At 59.7% G+C, this 16164-nt stretch carries 14 protein-coding genes and 3 pseudogenes; 10 read left to right on the top strand and 7 right to left on the bottom strand.

The window, feature by feature from the left end:
• Nucleotides 1-115: 115 nt before the first annotated feature.
• Nucleotides 116-445: a hypothetical protein gene (locus BOO71_RS27420; protein WP_139323197.1), complete on the top strand. Its 330-nt coding sequence runs from the start codon at nucleotides 116-118 to the stop codon at nucleotides 443-445.
• A 113-nt stretch (nucleotides 446-558) separates the two neighbouring features.
• Here BOO71_RS27420 and BOO71_RS25120 read toward each other — a convergent pair whose 3' ends face one another.
• Nucleotides 559-1149, bottom strand: a complete 591-nt coding sequence (locus BOO71_RS25120; protein WP_075836968.1) for a PadR family transcriptional regulator — start codon at nucleotides 1147-1149, stop codon at nucleotides 559-561.
• 91 nt (nucleotides 1150-1240) lie between these two features.
• Between BOO71_RS25120 and BOO71_RS25115 the strand changes: the two genes are divergently transcribed.
• The 4 genes from BOO71_RS25115 to BOO71_RS25100 all read left to right on the top strand — a co-directional run bounded on the left by BOO71_RS25115 (nucleotide 1241) and on the right by BOO71_RS25100 (nucleotide 5734).
• Complete coding sequence (locus BOO71_RS25115) at nucleotides 1241-2953, top strand: MFS transporter (RefSeq protein ID WP_075836967.1); 1713 nt, start codon at nucleotides 1241-1243, stop codon at nucleotides 2951-2953.
• A gap of 61 nt (nucleotides 2954-3014) precedes the next feature.
• Entirely contained in the window at nucleotides 3015-4013 is a 999-nt protein-coding gene (locus BOO71_RS25110; RefSeq protein WP_075836966.1) for an NAD(P)H-quinone oxidoreductase, read from the top strand.
• Between the two features lie 74 nt (nucleotides 4014-4087).
• On the top strand, nucleotides 4088-5116 hold the full coding sequence (locus BOO71_RS25105; protein WP_083653825.1) for a zinc-binding dehydrogenase: 1029 nt from the start codon (nucleotides 4088-4090) through the stop codon (nucleotides 5114-5116).
• 63 nt (nucleotides 5117-5179) lie between these two features.
• On the top strand, nucleotides 5180-5734 hold the full coding sequence (locus BOO71_RS25100; RefSeq protein WP_075836964.1) for a Gfo/Idh/MocA family protein: 555 nt from the start codon (nucleotides 5180-5182) through the stop codon (nucleotides 5732-5734).
• Here the strand turns inward: BOO71_RS25100 and BOO71_RS29245 are convergent.
• The 3 genes and pseudogenes from BOO71_RS29245 to BOO71_RS25075 form a co-directional block, all read right to left on the bottom strand.
• Nucleotides 5672-6579 (bottom strand): annotated as a pseudogene (locus tag BOO71_RS29245) (magnesium transporter CorA family protein). The gene BOO71_RS25100 and the pseudogene BOO71_RS29245 overlap by 63 nt on opposite strands.
• A gap of 592 nt (nucleotides 6580-7171) precedes the next feature.
• Nucleotides 7172-8023, bottom strand: coding sequence for an SDR family oxidoreductase (locus tag BOO71_RS25080; RefSeq protein ID WP_139323196.1), 852 nt, complete (start codon nucleotides 8021-8023; stop codon nucleotides 7172-7174).
• A gap of 96 nt (nucleotides 8024-8119) precedes the next feature.
• Nucleotides 8120-8533, bottom strand: coding sequence for an Rrf2 family transcriptional regulator (locus tag BOO71_RS25075; RefSeq protein WP_075836959.1), 414 nt, complete (start codon nucleotides 8531-8533; stop codon nucleotides 8120-8122).
• Nucleotides 8534-8701: 168 nt separating this feature from the next.
• On the opposite strand from BOO71_RS25075, the gene BOO71_RS25070 reads away from it, so the two are divergent.
• The 3 genes and pseudogenes from BOO71_RS25070 to BOO71_RS29240 all read left to right on the top strand — a co-directional run.
• Nucleotides 8702-9010 (top strand): hypothetical protein, encoded by a 309-nt coding sequence (locus BOO71_RS25070; protein WP_075836958.1) that lies wholly within the window; start codon nucleotides 8702-8704, stop codon nucleotides 9008-9010.
• 46 nt (nucleotides 9011-9056) lie between these two features.
• A pseudogene (locus tag BOO71_RS25065) lies at nucleotides 9057-10211 on the top strand (transposase); the annotation flags it as partial.
• Between the two features lie 167 nt (nucleotides 10212-10378).
• Nucleotides 10379-10684: pseudogene (locus BOO71_RS29240) on the top strand (helix-turn-helix domain-containing protein); the annotation flags it as partial.
• Nucleotides 10685-10990: 306 nt separating this feature from the next.
• Here BOO71_RS29240 and BOO71_RS25055 read toward each other — a convergent pair.
• The 3 genes from BOO71_RS25055 to BOO71_RS25045 all read right to left on the bottom strand — a co-directional run bounded on the left by BOO71_RS25055 (nucleotide 10991) and on the right by BOO71_RS25045 (nucleotide 13331).
• Nucleotides 10991-11407 carry a nuclear transport factor 2 family protein gene (locus BOO71_RS25055; RefSeq protein WP_075836957.1) on the bottom strand — a complete coding sequence of 139 codons (417 nt, stop codon included), beginning with the start codon at nucleotides 11405-11407 and terminating at the stop codon, nucleotides 10991-10993.
• Nucleotides 11398-12207: an MBL fold metallo-hydrolase gene (locus tag BOO71_RS25050; RefSeq protein ID WP_075836956.1), complete on the bottom strand. Its 810-nt coding sequence runs from the start codon at nucleotides 12205-12207 to the stop codon at nucleotides 11398-11400. Before BOO71_RS25050 ends, BOO71_RS25055 begins: the two co-directional genes overlap by 10 nt.
• 176 nt (nucleotides 12208-12383) lie before the next feature.
• Nucleotides 12384-13331, bottom strand: coding sequence for an AraC family transcriptional regulator (locus tag BOO71_RS25045; protein ID WP_075836955.1), 948 nt, complete (start codon nucleotides 13329-13331; stop codon nucleotides 12384-12386).
• Nucleotides 13332-14087: 756 nt separating this feature from the next.
• Here BOO71_RS25045 and BOO71_RS25040 point away from each other — a divergent pair.
• Together BOO71_RS25040 and BOO71_RS28950 are read left to right on the top strand one after the other, a co-directional pair.
• Nucleotides 14088-15791 carry a serine hydrolase domain-containing protein gene (locus BOO71_RS25040; protein WP_083653824.1) on the top strand — a complete coding sequence of 568 codons (1704 nt, stop codon included), beginning with the start codon at nucleotides 14088-14090 and terminating at the stop codon, nucleotides 15789-15791.
• A gap of 152 nt (nucleotides 15792-15943) precedes the next feature.
• Nucleotides 15944-16164 (top strand): helix-turn-helix domain-containing protein (locus BOO71_RS28950; RefSeq protein WP_254843293.1); only part of this gene is annotated, 221 nt, incomplete at its 3' end.

Here is a 16164-nt window from a genome sequence, read left to right as displayed (position 1 = left end):
GATCAAAATCGTGTCGCAGGTGGACAGCAAGCTGCTGTTGTTCGTCTGGACTCAGCACCGTGGGTGCGCCCTGGTTGTGCGCCCGGCCATCCCCTAAACCGTCCAGCCCCAGGGTGTGATACCGCTGCAAAATGTGACGCGCCCCAGAGACGGAGTATTTGGTCAGTTCCAAAAGCTCAGTTTCTGTTCTGCCTTCCGCAAGGAAGGCAAAGAACTGCGCTCTGCGCCGCTCCACAGCGCAGGTACTGGCCCGATAAATGGCCCAGAAGTCGTCAGCGGAGTGCTGGAGTTGGATGGAAGAGAAGAATTTTTTGATCTGGACAGTCTACAAGATTTAATCGGAGTCCGTATCAGACCCCACGTTCTGTTGGTGGCACTTTTTTTGATCGCTGAAGTTCTTTCTGGCTCAGCGGTGGAGAGTGCGAATATTGCGGCGACGGCCTAAATTATGGTGGAGACGATATCTAGCCATATCGTCTCACTTTTTACCGTCTGGGTGCGGAAAAATCTACTCTGACTCAAGCCCTAAACGGGGTGTAGAGTGGCTCTGCCAGGCCATCAGGGTGAACCTTTCTCCGTTCCCTCAAGGCACTGTGCCAGCCATTCGCACCACTCGGAATACTCACGTTCGTAGCCGATTCCGCGCCGCAGCACGGCATGAACACCAAACCACGGAGAGTCCGGCTGCCACAGGGCGGCTCCCGCCTCTCCCTCCAGATTGCTCAGGCCCGACTGGAACTCGGCCAAGTGGGCGGCGTGGGTCTGGGCGTGTTCGCGCATCATCCGGGCGGCGGCGGCGGGATCGGCCAGCCAGATGGAATACGCTTTGAGCACCAGCTCGTCGCGCTTGCGGGGCAGTTCCGTGTCGGCGTTCAACCAGGCGCTCAGGGCGGCCCGCCCCATATCTGTGAGTCGGTAAACCTTCTTGTCAGGCCGGTCAGCCTGCTCAATGAGCGTGTGCGCCACCAGCCCCGCCGTCTCCAGGCGGGCCAGTTCCGGGTACACCTGGCTGTGCTGGGCGAACCAGAAGTACCCCACCGGATTTTTCAGCGCCTGCGTCAGGTCATAGCCCGAACGCTCCTCGCGCGCCAGCAGCCCCAGCAGGGCGTAGCCGAGCGTGCTGGAAATGGCTTTGTCACGGGCAGACATAGGTCTATCTTGACATATACCCATCGTTTTGACTATGCTGAATCAAACATATGTTAAAAGTAACATAATATTGAGTTTCAGAGGAGCAGTTATGAGCGCACCCACCGTCCACCTACCGCCCGAGGCCCACCCGCTTGACCCGGCCCGCTGGCGGGCGCTGGCTGTTCTGCTCCTAGCGCTGTTTATGGTGCTGCTGGACACCAGTATCGTCACCAACGGTCTGGCGACCTTGCAGCGTGACCTGGGGGCCAGCTCGGCGCAGGTTCAGTTCGTACTGACCGGGTATGCTGTCGGCTACGGTGTGCTGCTGATCACCGGGGGGCGGCTGGGCGACCTGTATGGCCGCCGCCGCCTGTTCCTGCTGGGTCTGGCCGCCTTCACGCTGACCTCGGCGCTGTGCGGTCTGGCGTGGTCACCGCTCACGCTGATCGCCTTCCGGGTGTTGCAGGGCCTGGCGGCGGCGCTGCTGTTTCCGCAGGTGGCGAGCTTTATTCAGGTGCTGTTTCCCGGCCCCGAGCGCGCCCGCGCTTTCGGTTTGCAAGGCACCATCATCGGCCTGGGCATCATCGCCGGGCCACTGCTGGGCGGCCTGCTCATTGACGCCAATCTGTTCGGTTCGCTGTGGCGTCCGATCTTTCTGGTCAACGTGCCCATTGGCCTGCTGGCGCTGCTGTGGGCCGCGCGGGTGTTGCCCGAATCAAAATCCGAACAGGCACGCGGCCTGGACGTGCCGGGCGTGGCGCTGCTCTCGCTGGCGCTGGTGCTGCTGATCTACCCGGTCATTGAGGGCCGCGATCAAGGCTGGCCCATCTGGCTGCTGACGATGCTGGCGCTGAGCGTGGTGACCCTGGGCGTGTTCGTGGCGTATCAGCGCCGCCTGATGGCCCGTGGAAAGACGCCGCTGGTGCAACTGGGCATGTTTAGTGACCGGTCCTTCGCGGTGGGCGCATTGATCGCCTTCGTGTTCCAGAGCAGCGTGCTGTCCTATTTCGTGGCGATGAGCCTGTTTTTTCAGGCCGGGCTGGGTTACGGCCCGACACAGGCCGCGCTGCTGCTGATCAGCTATCAGTTTGCCATCGTCGTTGCCTCGCTGCTGTCGGCCCGGCTGAGCGCACGGCTGGGCCGCTCCATCCTGTTGCTGGGAACGGCGCTGCTGATGGTTGGCCTGATGGGCATTTTGCTGACCCTGAACGCCACGGTTCTGAACTATCAGGGCTACGAGCTGATTCCGGCGTTAATCGTCAGCGGGCTGGGCTTTGGCTTCGTGATTGGGCCACTCCAGACCGTGATCCTGTCGCGCATCAATCCGGCCAACGCGGGCAGTGCCTCCGGCGTGCTGGCGACGGTGCAGCAGGTAGGCAGTGCTCTGGGCGTCGCCATTATTGGTGTGCTGCTGTTCAGTCACCTCGGAACCAGCGCGGACACGGTGGGCGCAAAACTTCAACCGGGCCTGACGCAGACGCTGCGGGCCACCAAGCTCCCGGCCTCCGCTGTGGAGGGGATTACCGCAGGTTTCACTGCCTGCGTGCATGACCGCTTCAATCAGGCTGATCTGAACGTGGTTCCCGTAAGTTGCCAGCCTTCGGGCGCTGCGCTGCCTGCCAATCTGGTCAAGCCCGTGGGGACGGCCCTGACGGCAGCGGCCATTGAGGTTCGGCGCGAGGCTTTTCTGTCCGCGCTGCTGTTCACCCTGCGGTTTCAACTGGCGGCCTATGCGCTGTGCTTCGGGCTGGTGTTCCTGTTGCCGGGCAATGCGCGTGTGATGGTCCGTCCTGTCACAGCGCAAAAAGAGCTGACAAGATGATGACCCATACCATAGCCAGCCGCCCACATCCGCTCGCCCACTCAACCCAAAGGAGTTCACCATGACCACTATTCCAGAGTCCATGCAGGCCATCGCCATTCAGGGGGGCAGCGGACCCGCCTCCGCGCTTCATCTGGAGAGCCTGGCGGTGCCTACCCCCGGCGAAGGGCAAATCCTGATCAAAGTCGCTGCTGCCGGGATCAATCGGCCCGACATCTTTCAGCGCCTGGGGTTCTATCCGCCGCCCCCCGGCGCACCGGCCACGCTGGGGCTGGAAGTCGCGGGCGAGGTGCTGGTTGCGGCAGGCCGCTGGCAGGTGGGAGACCGGGTGTGTGCGCTGCTGGGCGGCGGCGGTTACGCCGAGTACGCCATATGTGACGCCCGCCACGCTTTGCCCATTCCAGCGGGCCTGAGCTTTGTGGAGGCCGCGAGCCTGCCCGAAACCGTGTTCACCGTGTACGCCAATGTGTTTGACGCAGGTGGATTGAAGGCGGGCGAGACCTTCATGGTGCATGGGGCAACTTCCGGCATTGGGGTCACGGCCATTCAGATGGCCCGAGCGGCAGGGGCCAGGGTCATTGCCACCGCTCGTGGGGCCGCGAAAGCCGAAACTGCGCGGGCGCTGGGGGCCGACACCGTGGTGGACACGACTGCTGAGGATTTCGCAGAGGTGGCCCAGCAGGCGGGCGGCGTGGACGTGGTGCTGGACATGGTGGGGGCCAGTTATTTTGCGGGCAATTTGGCGGCCCTGAAGCGCCGGGGGCGGATCGTGTTCATCGCCAGTCTGGGCGGCAACGACGTGACGCTGCCGGTGATGGCGCTGATGCAAAAGCAGGCGGTGGTCACTGGCTCCACCTTGCGTGGACGCTCGGGCGACGAGAAAGCGGCCCTCGCCCAGGAGGTGGAGCGGGTGGTCTGGCCCTGGATCACGGGTGGTCAGGTCAGGCCGCAGGTGGATCAGACCTTCGCGCTCGCGGACGCGGGAGCCGCGCAGCAACGTGTGGAGGACGGCGGACATGTGGGCAAAGTGGTGCTAACCATGCCAGGGGGTGCCGATTAACCACCAGACCGTGATGGACTGGAAGCTGTCCAGTCACCTTTTCCCCGCTCTCAGACGCCTTCAGGAGACCCAGCATGTCTAACAATCCTTCCTCAACTCTACCGGCCACTATGCAGGCCCTCGAACTGTCCAGCTACGACGGCCTGGACGCCCTCAAGTTGACCGAGAAGCCGGTGCCGTCCCCCGCCCCCGGTCAGGTCCTGGTGCGGGTGGAGTCGGCGGCTGTGAATCCCTCTGACCTTGAATTTATGCAGGGCAGCTACGGCTTTCGTCGTCCCCTGCCCACCACTGCCGGCTTCGAGGGGAGCGGTGTGGTGGTGGCGGGCAACGGAGCGGACGCCGAGCGGCTGATGGGACAGCGCGTCTCCTGCGTCGTGCAGTCAAAGGGCGATGGTACCTGGGCCGAGTATGTTGCCCTGGACGCTAAATTCTGTCTGCCGCTCCAGGAAGCGGTCAACTTCGACCAGGGTGCGATGCTGTTCATCAATCCCTTTACTGCCTGGGGTCTGGTGGAGCAGGCACAAAACGGCCAGCACCGGGCCGTGGTGCAGACGGCGGCGGCCAGTGCGGTGGGCACAATGGTGCAGACACTTGCCACCAGCGCAGGAATTCCGGTCATCAATATCGTGCGGCGGGGCGAGCAGGTGAAGATGCTCCAGGAAAATGGTGCCGAACACGTCCTGAATAGCGAGGCCGCTGACTTTGAAGACCAGCTCAGGCAACGCTGCGAGACCCTGGGGGCGACGATGGCTTTTGACGCGGTGGGAGGCGAACTCTCGGGACGGCTGCTGGCGGCCATGCCCGAACACAGCACGGTACTCGTCTATGGCGTGCTGGGCGGTCAGAGCGTCACGGTGTCGCCAAGCGATCTGGTCTACCGGGATGGACACGTCTCTGGCTTTTATCTGACCACCTACCGCCGCAATTTGAGCAGTGCCGAACTGGCGCTGCGAACCGATCAGATCCAGCGGCGCGTCGCCACCGATTTGCAGACGAAGGTGAGTGCGCGGATAGGGCTAGAGGACGCTGTGGAGGCGATCAAAAAGCAACAGGAACATGCCAGCGATGGCAAGATCATCATTGCGCCGGGCAAACACAATTAAGCGTCCGATTGGAAGCTGAGCCAGGGGAGCTTTGACCTTGTTCCCCTCCAAGGAGATTTCTCCATGACCAAGATGCGTAATATCGGCATCATAGGCGTCAATGCGGAGCGCGGCTGGGCAGCAGAGGCCTATGTGCCCGCTATTCAGGCGCTGGCTGGCCTGGAACTCGTGGCCGTTGCCACCCACAACCAAACCTCCGCAGACGCAGCCGCCTTCGGAGTGCCACGCGCCGAGGCCGACGCCTTGATTGCCGACCCGGATATTGATCTCGTGACGGTGGCCTCATCTGTCCTTACACACCACGAGTTGCTGCTCGCCGGTCTGAACGCTGGAAAGCGTGTGCTGACCGAGTGGCCGGTGGACGTCGTCACCGCCCAGACCAAGGAGACCGCCGCCGCCAGTTGGTGTGCAGGCCCGCATGAATCCAGCGGCGGCAAAGGCCGTGCGGCAGCTCCAGGCTGGCGCGATTGGACGCATCCTGATCTCGGGTCTGCCCTGCAAAACCGGGTCACCCTCACAGCCCACCTGACCCTGTTTTTAACGCTTAACGCTGGACTAAATCAAATGTCGACGGCGGGCAATCAGCAGCGTCAGAGCGACCAAAACCGTCATACCTAACAACATCAATATGAAGCCTGGAGTGCCGGATTTGAAGAATCCTAGGTTGAAATTGGTTCCCATAGCGCCTGCTACCGCGCTCACGACGCCCAGTCCCACTGTCACGATAGTCAATATCTGCACCGCGTCGTTGGTCTTGCGGCTCATGCCTGCCATGTACAGATCGAAGGAACCCAGCACCACCTCGCGGGCAAGCTGGGTAGCGTCCATCGTACGCTCAAAGCGTCCCTCAAGCGGGCTGAACTTCGGCTCGGCTTTGCGCCCCTCCACCCCCTGAAAATCCGGCTGGGCCAACACTGGGAAGACGTCCTGATGTGGGGCCAGGAGGTGACGCATATGACTGACACGGCTGCGCAGCTCGACAGGGTTGTCAGAAAATCGCGTTCGAGGGGACGCATCAAAATGTCCTCGTCCAGGCCGTCTACGGTCTCTTCCAGGTCTTCAAGAATCTGGAAGTAGCCGTTCAGGTGTCCGTCCAAGAGCGCAGCGAGCAGGCCAGTCGAATCGAGCGTCCCCAGATCACTGTCGGTGCGGACCCGGCCCGCGAACTCATTCAGGAACTGGAGGGGGACGGCGTGAGATGTCACCAGATAATTCTCTCCCACCACAAAGACCAGTGACACCGATTGCACCTGTTGCTGCTCGTCTCTGGCCTCCACGGCAACCACCGTGACCTGAAAATAGCTTCCAAACTGGTCTAATCTGGGCTTTTGGGAAGGATCAAGTAAGGTCTGGAAGCTCTCCCGGTGGAGATCGATCACCCCGCGAACCTGTTGAATCTCATCCTGGCCTGGGACGATCAGGTCGATCCACAGCAGTTGACGGTCAGTGAGCCGCCCCTGCATCCCGGCCTGCCTCAGTACCCGACACTTTTTAGGGGGGCTTGAGATCCGTCGTCCAGTACGCGAGAACAGAGCGCGTCTCCTGCTGCCTTGAAATCATTGATTCTGTGCCTCATCGCCCACTTCCCTGAATAACGGAAAAACCAGATCAAGTTGCTCACCCTGCTTGTCCTGGCGCTGATCGGGGCAAAAGACATTCGCCACGCTGCACTGGCTGAGCGTTGTGGGGGCAACGCTCAAACAACTTCAGTCGTCCGCAAGATCGAACGATTCTCCGACAGGCATCCCCTCTGCCCCACCGATGTGGCCCGTCTGGTCCTGACTCTGCTCCCTGACACCAAAAAGCGCGAGTTCGCCATTGACCGCACCAATTGGAAACTGGGCCGCACGGATGTGAACGCCCTGTTCCTGGCCGTCATTTGGGGGGACCGTCAAGGGTTGGCACGTTCAGGGCGTTGGTAGGTGGGGTCTGACTAACATCGGAACAGAAATCCGCTCTTGGAATCTGTATTACATTTGAGCGTCAAATGAAATCCAGTGCAGCGGATGTGTAGCTAGACCTTTTCCGAAGAAGCGTCTGCCCCCGCCTGTTAGCTCAGCCCGCCAAACCCGCCGCAACAGCGCCTCTCAGCGTCGTGGTGGGTCGTCCGATCAGGCGGCTCAGGTCGCCGCTGTCGGTGTACAGCTCGCCATGCTGCGCGTTGGAATCGGCGTCGGCCAGCTTAAGCGCCAGCGGGGCAGGCACACCGAAGCCCATCAGCATCTCGGCGTAAGCGTCTTCAGGAAGATTCTGGTACGTCACCGGACGGCCACTCTGGGCGGCAATCTCGGCCACCAGTTCATCCAGGGTAAAGGCCGTGTCTCCGCCCAGTTCATAGATGGTGTTTTCCTGGTCTGGCAGGGTCAACACGGCTGCCGCCGCCGCCGCATAATCGGCCCGGCTCGCGGCGCTGATCTGCCCGTTCCCCGCGCTGCCGGGCAGGGTGCCGTATTGCGCGGCCTGCGCCACGTTGTAATTTTCCATATACCAACTGTTGCGAAGGAATACAAAGGGAATGCCCAACTCACGGATGGCTGCCTCGGTGTCCTGGTGGTCTGCGGCCAGCTTCATCGTGGCCGTGTCTGCACGCAGAATGCTGGTGTAGGCCAGCAATTTGACTCCGGTAGCCTGGGCCGCGTCCACCACGTTGCGTTGCGGGGTGGCGCGGTCTGCCACATCGTTGGACGAGATCAGCAGCAGCTTGTCAATACCTTGTAGGGCGGCATCCAGGGTATCGGGCTGCGTGTAATCGGCCTGGCGAATCTGCACGCCCTTTGCGGCCAACGCGGAAGCTTTCGCGGGATCGCGGACAAGCGCGACGATTTCGCTGGCGGGCGTTCCGCGTTCCAGCAGGGCGGCGATAGTCAGTTGGCCGAGGTGGCCGGTGGCTCCGGTGATGGCGATCATAGAACTCCTTGGGTGCATGCGCTGAATGGGCGACGAGAGGGCGAGTTGACGAGATGTAAGATATTTTATTACATCTGGGGCAAAAGACTGGAAAGTCTAGCTGGCTTTCTCGTGAAGAGCGCTCGTGATCTCCGCTAACGTGACCTGCTCAAGTCGGCTTTCCAGCGCGGCCTGAGCCTGGGAAAATACGTCGTCCAACACGCACTGGATGTTGGCCCCCACTGGACAGTTGGGATTGGGCTTCTGGTGAACCTTGAGCATGGACTGAGGCGCATCCACAGCGCGGTACACGTCCAGCAGGGTGATTTGATCGGCGCGGCGGGTCAGGGTTGCGCCGGTGACGCCGCGCTGGGTGTGCAGCAATCCCGCACGCCGCAACCTTCCGGTCACGCTGCGAACCACCACCGGATTGACCCCCACACTGCCCGCAATGTACTCGGAGCTGTGAGGCCCGTCGCCCCGGTTCAGCAGCGACAGAATATGCACGGCGATAGAATATTCACTGTTCATCTCTTGGCCCTCCCGAACCTTGTAAGTATTATAATTACAAGCTGAGAAATGTCAAGTGTCCCGGTTTGCTATCCCAAATTCAATCCTTCCCGCCACGCCCCGCGCGGGTGTATACCCTTGAGATTGCCCGCTACGCACCAGAGACGTGGCGGATGGAAGCACACACATATGAAAAAAGATATTCACCTTAAAGCTGTTCCTACCAAGATCATTTATCAGGGCAAGGTCATTTACACGCATTACGCGGCGTCCCGGAGCTTCGCGCTGTTGGTGGTGATCCTGAGTGTGGGGCGCTTTCGGTCGCCGCAGGCACTGCTGGCCCTGTCCGCCGTGATGACGCTGATTCAACTGGGAAACGCCGTGATCGGCTTTCAGCTCCATGACGCGGCCAAATCGTTTGGTCCACTGGGACTGGCGGTGCTGACGTTCGTCGCTGCGCTGTTCCTGATGAGCGCCACCCACCAGCAGTGGTCCTGATGGAGGAGTCGGCGGGAGAGATGACAACTTGCACACATCGGAGTGTGCGGAAACGCTCGTCACCGATGGCACCTCCACCTTGCAGGATCTGCCCCTGAGTGTCACGGCGGTGCTGCCGGCCCAGGCGTGCAACATCGGTCTGGCGGCGGTGGCCGCGCCGGAGGTTCGGGCACTCACCCTGTCGCGCCTGTCGTAGGTGCAGCAGAACTACGTCCGGGCCGAGACCATCACGGCAGCCAATGCCCGCCTGGTGGACGCCCAGTTCGCCCTGCCGCTGGCGCACACCTGGGGCGGAGGTGAAGTGGCGTCTGCCGATGGGCTGCGCTTCGTCGTGCCGGTGACAACCCTGCACGCCGGATAAAACCGCAAGTATTTCGGCTCCCAGCGCAGCGTGACGTACCACAACTTCACCAGCGATCAGTTCACTAGCTTTCATGGCATGGTGATTCTGGGGACGTTGCGCGACTCGCTGTTCATTCTGGCGGGCCTGCTGGAACAGCAGACCCGCCTGGACCCCCGCGAGATCATGGCCGACACGCACGGCTCCAGCGACGTGGTGTTCGGGTTGTTCGCGCTGCTGGGCTACCGCTTCAGCCCCCGCCTCGCCGATCTGCCCGATCAGCGCTTCTGGAGACTGGACCGCGAGGCCGATCACGGCGCGTTGGATGACCTGAGCCGTCACGTTGTCGATGAGCGGCTGATCGCCGCCCACTGGGAGGACGTGCTGCGCTTGGCCGGATCACTCAAGCTGGGCAAGGTCAAGGCCACAGCGGTGATGCGGACCTTGCAGCGCGGCGGCAGCCTGTCGGGTCTGGGCCGGGCCATCGCGGAGTTTGACCGCGTTGAGAAGACCCTGTGTCTGTTGAATTACGTCGGGGATGAAGCGTATCGACGGCGCATCCTGCGGCAGATCAACCGGAGCGAGCAGCGGCACGGCGTGGGCCGGGCCGTCTTCCACGGACGAAAGGACGAACTCCGGCAGAAGTACAGGGAAGGCATGGAAGATCAACTGGGCGCGCTGGGGCTGGTGGTCAACGCTGTCGTGCTGTGGAACACGCGGTACATGGGCGTCGCCTTCGACGACTTGCGGCAGGCCCGGAAGATCGAGAACGAACAGGACATCTCCCGCCTGACGCCGCTGCCGCACGGGCATATCCGCATGCTGGGAACCTACGAATTCAAACTGCCCAAGGAGATTGCCTAGGGCCAACTGCGTCCCCTGCGCGATCCCGATACCGTGCAGGCGTACTTTGAGCAAATTGAATCGTGACCTGGGTGCCAAGGGCGGATTTCTGTTCCTTCGCTAGTGCCTAGCTAAGCAAGTTTCACGGCTTTGAGGCAAACTGAGGAATGGGATAGCAACTTCGCGTGGACCTTGAACCCAATGAGCGGGCCAAGCTTCTACAACTGGTGGACCGGGGAACGTGTGCGGCCCGCACGCTGACGAGAGCACGCATTCTTCTGATGGCAGATCGCAGCACGGGTGAGCGCCAGACTTACCAGGTCATCAGCAAGGTGCTGCACTGTGACACGGACCGGATCAGCCGAATCTGTCGGCGTTATGTGTTGGAGGGCTTGGAGGCCGCTCTTCACGAGCGGCCCCGGAGCGGAGCCCCACCGAAGATCACGGGAAACATTGAGGCCAAGCTGGTGATGCTGGCCCGTAGTGATCCCCCCAACCTCCGCTTTCCGTCGCCCCTTCAGGGCGAGAGGGGCTTACCCACGACTGAAGTCACGGGTTTGCGCCTCTCGCACATCAATGGAAGAACTGCAAAACCGGGGCAAGTCCACTTCAGAAAAGCTCTGGAATACCTCCACCCTTGCCTGGAAGAGGTGATTGAAGTCCGCTTTACAAGGGTCGGCGCTCGCAAAAGTGGCGAAGTATACGCCGGGTTCAGCAGACGTTCGGCTGGGCCTCATCACCGTTGTCAGGGCGTTCCAGCGCACAGCCTAAATTCATATATGATCCGCTGGTACTGCTCAACTTGCAGCGTCACGCACCAAGGCGGTGTCCACGAACTGCTCAAAGCGCACGATCAGGCCGCCGCGCACGACAAAATGGTGGGCCACCCGCACCTTCAGCGCCTTGCCTGTGGCCCGGTGGGTGGCAGTGTAGCGGGCCAGCACTACGACGTTTTCGCCCTCCACAACATAAGTATCGTCGTGGGCTGTCCAGTCCTGCCAGTCTTTGCCCAGCACTTCCATGACGCCCGTCGTCACGCCTATGGGGGTACGGTAGGTTCCGGCTAGCGGAAACCCGGCCATCTCCGTCCACTCCACGTCTGGTGCGAGGGTGGCCCGCAAAGCTTCCAGGTCGCCTGCGGCGCTGGCGAGGTACTGGCGGCGCACCACCGAGCGCGGCGAGTCGTGCGGGGCGGTTTCCTCTATCAGCCCCATTTCATCTCACCCTTGGCGACCTTCGGCCCGATCTGGGCGGCGATCAACATGCCCGCCTGGGGATAGCGCTCGGTGAGCATCTGGGTGGCAGCGGCCCCGTCTGAGGCGCTGCCCAGCACATCTTCAAAAGCCCGCAGGTAGTCACGGGTATAGGCAATCGCCTGGGTGTCCAGCTCCAGACCAGGCAAGCGGTGACCTGGCACGACGAAGGCTGGATTCAGGGCGTCCATCTCGTCCAGCAGTGCAATCCAGGCGGCCCGCTCCTCCGGGGTTGCGGTGTCCGCCGTCCAGACATGTTCGTTCTGGAACAGCAGCACGCCGCCGACGATGGCCCGCTGCTGGGGCTGCCACAGGTAATGCCGATCCGGCAGCAACGCATGGCTGCCCCTGAGTTCAAACGTCTGGCTTTCCAGCCTCAGGGTCTGGCCAGCCCAGGGCGTGATCGATACCAGGCGGGTGGGCAGATTGGGGCCAAGCGCACTCCAGGCTTTGAGTTTGCCATCATAAGCCTGCACGATGTGCTGGGCGACGAGCGGCGTAGCCAGAATTTCAACGCTGGGAAAGGCATCGGCCAGAGCCTCCAGACCCCAGTAAAAGTCGGGGTCGGCGTGACTGACAAAGACGCTTTTAAGTGTCTTGCCGCTGTCCAGTACGGCAGCGACCAGGCGGTGTCCATCGGCACGGGTAAAACCCGCATCGATAAGCATGGCGTCCTGCTCACCCGTGATTAGGGTGGCGGTTTTGTTCTGGCTGCCCACTGGAAAGTCGAGGTCAAGGACGGTAAAGGTCAGGTCAGTCATGGGGGCACTCCTTTGTGCGGGTTGGATTTCGGCTTTTGAGGTGTCTGTTGGCTGAAGACCTGAGTTTTGATGGTGCTGGATGTGGTGTCGTCTGGCTGCACTCTTCTGCTGTCCACAGGTTAGGCAGGGCTGGCCGCTCTGCCCAGCAAGAATGCTTCGGAAAGTACGGACGATCTTTAGATCTTGGGGCCTGATGGCTCGGCATTGAGTTGGCTGGCCTGTCGCCATGCCTGCGGACTCAAGCGGTTCCGCCGCTTGAACTGCCGGGCAAAATAGCTGGCATCCTGAAAGCCCACACTCAGCGCGATGCGCTCCACGCTGTCGTCGCTGCGGCGTAGCAAATGGCGGGCCTCGCGAATACGGCGTTCCAGAATCCATTCCAGCACCGTGCGCCCAGTTTGCTGCTTGACAAGATGGGTCAGGTAAGCGGGCGTGCGGTGAACTTCGGCGGCAATATCCGATAGAGAGAGGGGCTGCCGGTAACGAGCCTCTATCAGTGAAAAAACACGCTCCAATAATGGGCGTGCCGCCACCGACAACGTGCTGAGGCGGGGGGCCACGAGACGGGCCAGATCAATCAGCAGCAAATGCAGGTGTGCCTGAACCGCCAGCTCCGAGCCGATTTGCTGCGCCGTCATCTCCGCACTCAGCGCCTCAATGCGGGCCAACCAGTTGGGGAGCCTGTCTTCTAGTTCAAAGTGCAGGGCGTTCCCCAGCGGGTCCGTTGCCAGAAAGGGCAGCAGCAATAGCTCTCCCGGCAGGCTAGATCCACCTCCCAGATGCGTGGGAGGCAGACTGAGTTGTCCAGTGTAGTTATTCGCCGCCAGCGTATCCGCGTGAAAAATCACCACCCAGCCGCGCACGCTGCCCTGCAAACTCCGAACGTCATGGCGCTCGCCCGGCGCAATCAGGAACAGATCGCCAGGACTCACCGTCATGACCTGTTCGCCAATCTGATGGTGTCCGCTGCCCGCCGTGAAGAGCATCAATTCATAGAAGTCGTGCCGATGGGCCTCAGCCTGGCGTTCCAGATGTTGTTGATCTATTGCCACGGCCCGTACCATCAGCGGCTGCTGCGCGCTGGCCTGAATGGTATGCATGGGCAGGGGAGCGGCTTGGGGCATCTAAATCTCAATTTAGAACATCTTCGAAACGGTTGTATTTGCCCTGAATGCCTGACACTTTTCGCGCCCGTCATCTGGGCCAGTTTCCGCCACTGATACCCAGCTTTTGGGAAAGCAGCTTGGGCCTAGAATTTGGTTCGCTCAGAAGCGCAAGCGAGACTGATCAATCGCGTGTAATCCATTTTGCAGTTTTATTAATATTCGCCTTTTAATTTTCATAATGAAGCTCATATTCAGAAGATAGCATCCAGACGGAGACGTCCGCACTATTTACTGGCCCATTCACTTGACAAGTTTGCCAGACATGGCATGAACTCAGTTGGATCACAACCCCCGGAACTCGCATGTCTTCGCATCAAGTATCATCCCGAGAAGTCCATAGGCTCGAACGATTGTTCAAGCCCCCTGTTGTTTCATTGCTTTTTACCACGGTGCTGGTCTGCACGGCAAACAGCCCCAATGCGGCGACACTCACCTGAGCAGACGTTACGGTCTGACTGGATGCCGAGTGTTCTCCATGCAGTTAAGGAATCTGAATGGGCGACATCCAGAAGACATAGCGGATGCTTGCCGAAGGATCGCTCGATCTGACAAATGGAGGAAGCTATTTAAGCGTCATTATGGCAACTCTCGGCCACTGCTGTGTAGTGAATATCTTTGGCTTCAATCATTGCCAGAATAAGCAGCGCAAGCAGTTCTAATCGGCCAACTAATATGTCTTCCGCATTTTAGTCCTATTAAACCAACGTTCGATTGATGATCATCACTCCGTCTAATCCATCTAGACCCTATCAAAATGTTTTGATAGGCCATCAATTCACCAGGGAGTTTTTTATGTTTGCTAAAAGAATTTCTAGATCCGTTTTTGCTACTCTCTATCTTTTCTCTCAGGGATCACTGGCTCAATCCATGTTTGACAGCCCAAATTTCTTACTGGCTGGTGGTGGTAGACCAATCAGTCATGCTGTTCGGCCTTCTCTCAATACTGTTCAACTCGACGCCTTCGTAAATCAGATAATGAAAGAATATGGCGTCCCTGGCGTGGGACTGGCCATCGTCCAGAATGGAAAAGTGAGCTACGCCAAGGGGTACGGCGTTCGCAACGTGTCGAAAGGTACGCCAGTCACGCCGAATACTCAGTTTCCTATCGGTTCGGTTACCAAATCATTCACAGCGCTCGATATGATGGTGCTGGTCAATGAGGGCCTGGTCAACCTTGATGCGCCAGTCACCACATACATCCCCGAATTCAAGCTGTCCAGCCCAGCATCAACCCGGACGGTCACGGTGAGAAACCTGCTGACACATACCACTGGCCTGACCAGAACCGACGCCTCCACATTTAATCCGAAGATAACCGTCAAAGACATTATTGCCACAGCGGCAACTACACCTCTCGTCGGAAAACCTGGTGAGAAATTTGTCTACAGCAACGTCAATGCGATCATTGCTGGGGAAATCATTAGACGGGTCAGTGGTCAGTCGTGGGCAAACTTTACCCAGCAGCGGGTGTTCCAACCCCTCGGGATGAACACGGCGACGCTGTCGATTGACGCGCTCAAACTGCTGCCTGATATTGCCACGCCGCACGAACTTGATGTCAAGAACGGTGGCTCGAGACCAATCGACTATCTGTCGTTGGGAGCTGACGCTGCGGCCGGGGCCGTAAATGCCAGTGCGTCCGAAATGGCGCGTTATATGCTTTTTCAACTTGGTACTGGCTCACCTTTGCTTTCGCAGGCCAGTCTCAACGAAATGCATAAGGGTCAGATAGCTGCTCCTGACTCCAATCTGCCGGGCGTTATCGCTCAATTGGCAAGCAAAATGGCAAAAAATTCAGTGCGTGTCCCTGCTCCACTTGTCACACAAGAACAGTACGGCTTTTACTGGAACGTCGAGAACTTTCTGGGGGAGCAGATTGTGCAGCACGCTGGTAACGTGACTGGCGCGACCGCCAGCGTAACCCTGCTTCCTGGACAACATGCGGGCGTGGTGATCCTGGCAAATATCGGGGAGGCCAACACGTTTATGGATGTGATGCGGCTGCACATCGCTGAAGTCTTGCTGGGACGCTCTGGCCCTAACGTCGAAGCCGTACTACAAGCCCAACTCAAAGTTCTGGGTCAGGATAATGCCAGCATTGCCGCAGACCGCCAGGCCGCCCGCACTTATCGGCCCCAGCCTAACGAGTTGAGCGCCTTGGCTGGTACCTTCAAGAGTTTGGCCGATCCTCAGTCAACTGTGGTCAAGGTCATTGACCAGCGCATGCTCAGGCTTGAATCTGGTTTTCGAGGAGTTCGTTTTACTGTAGATCTGATTCCTTTAGGCAAAAACCGTTTTATGGCAACTGGTCAGCCGATTGCTGGTAGTGTCGTCAAGTTTACAGGTGGTGAAGATGAGCGTGCCATTGAAATTGAAGGCTTGAATGGTGCAACTCCGTTGGCAGGACCGAGCAAATGACTCAGGAGTTGCACTTTACATAGTAGACCTCTTGCGAAAGTCGTGCGCTAGGGTAGGGGATGGTTGGCACGCTAAAATATCACCAGGCCCTGAAGCTAAATCGCACGAGTTTTCGCCGTCGCACTGGTGTGTACCCCGAAACATTTCTAGAGATGGAGACCGTGTTGCAAGAACGCCATGCCAACAAAGTCAAATCTGGACGGCCACCTGCACTCTCTTTGGGAGCGCAACTCCTGATGACGCTGGAGTTCTGGCGCGAGTACCGCACGTTGTTTCACATCGGCCAGGACTGGGGTGTCCATGAGGCCACGGTTCAGCGAACCGTGGTGCGTGCCCACGATGCCCTGATACAAAGCGGGAAATTCTCGCTTCC

The organism is Deinococcus marmoris, assembly GCF_001949125.1.
Taxonomy (GTDB): Bacteria; Deinococcota; Deinococci; order Deinococcales; family Deinococcaceae; genus Deinococcus; species Deinococcus marmoris_A.
This window is presented reverse-complemented; position numbering and strand designations above follow the sequence as displayed.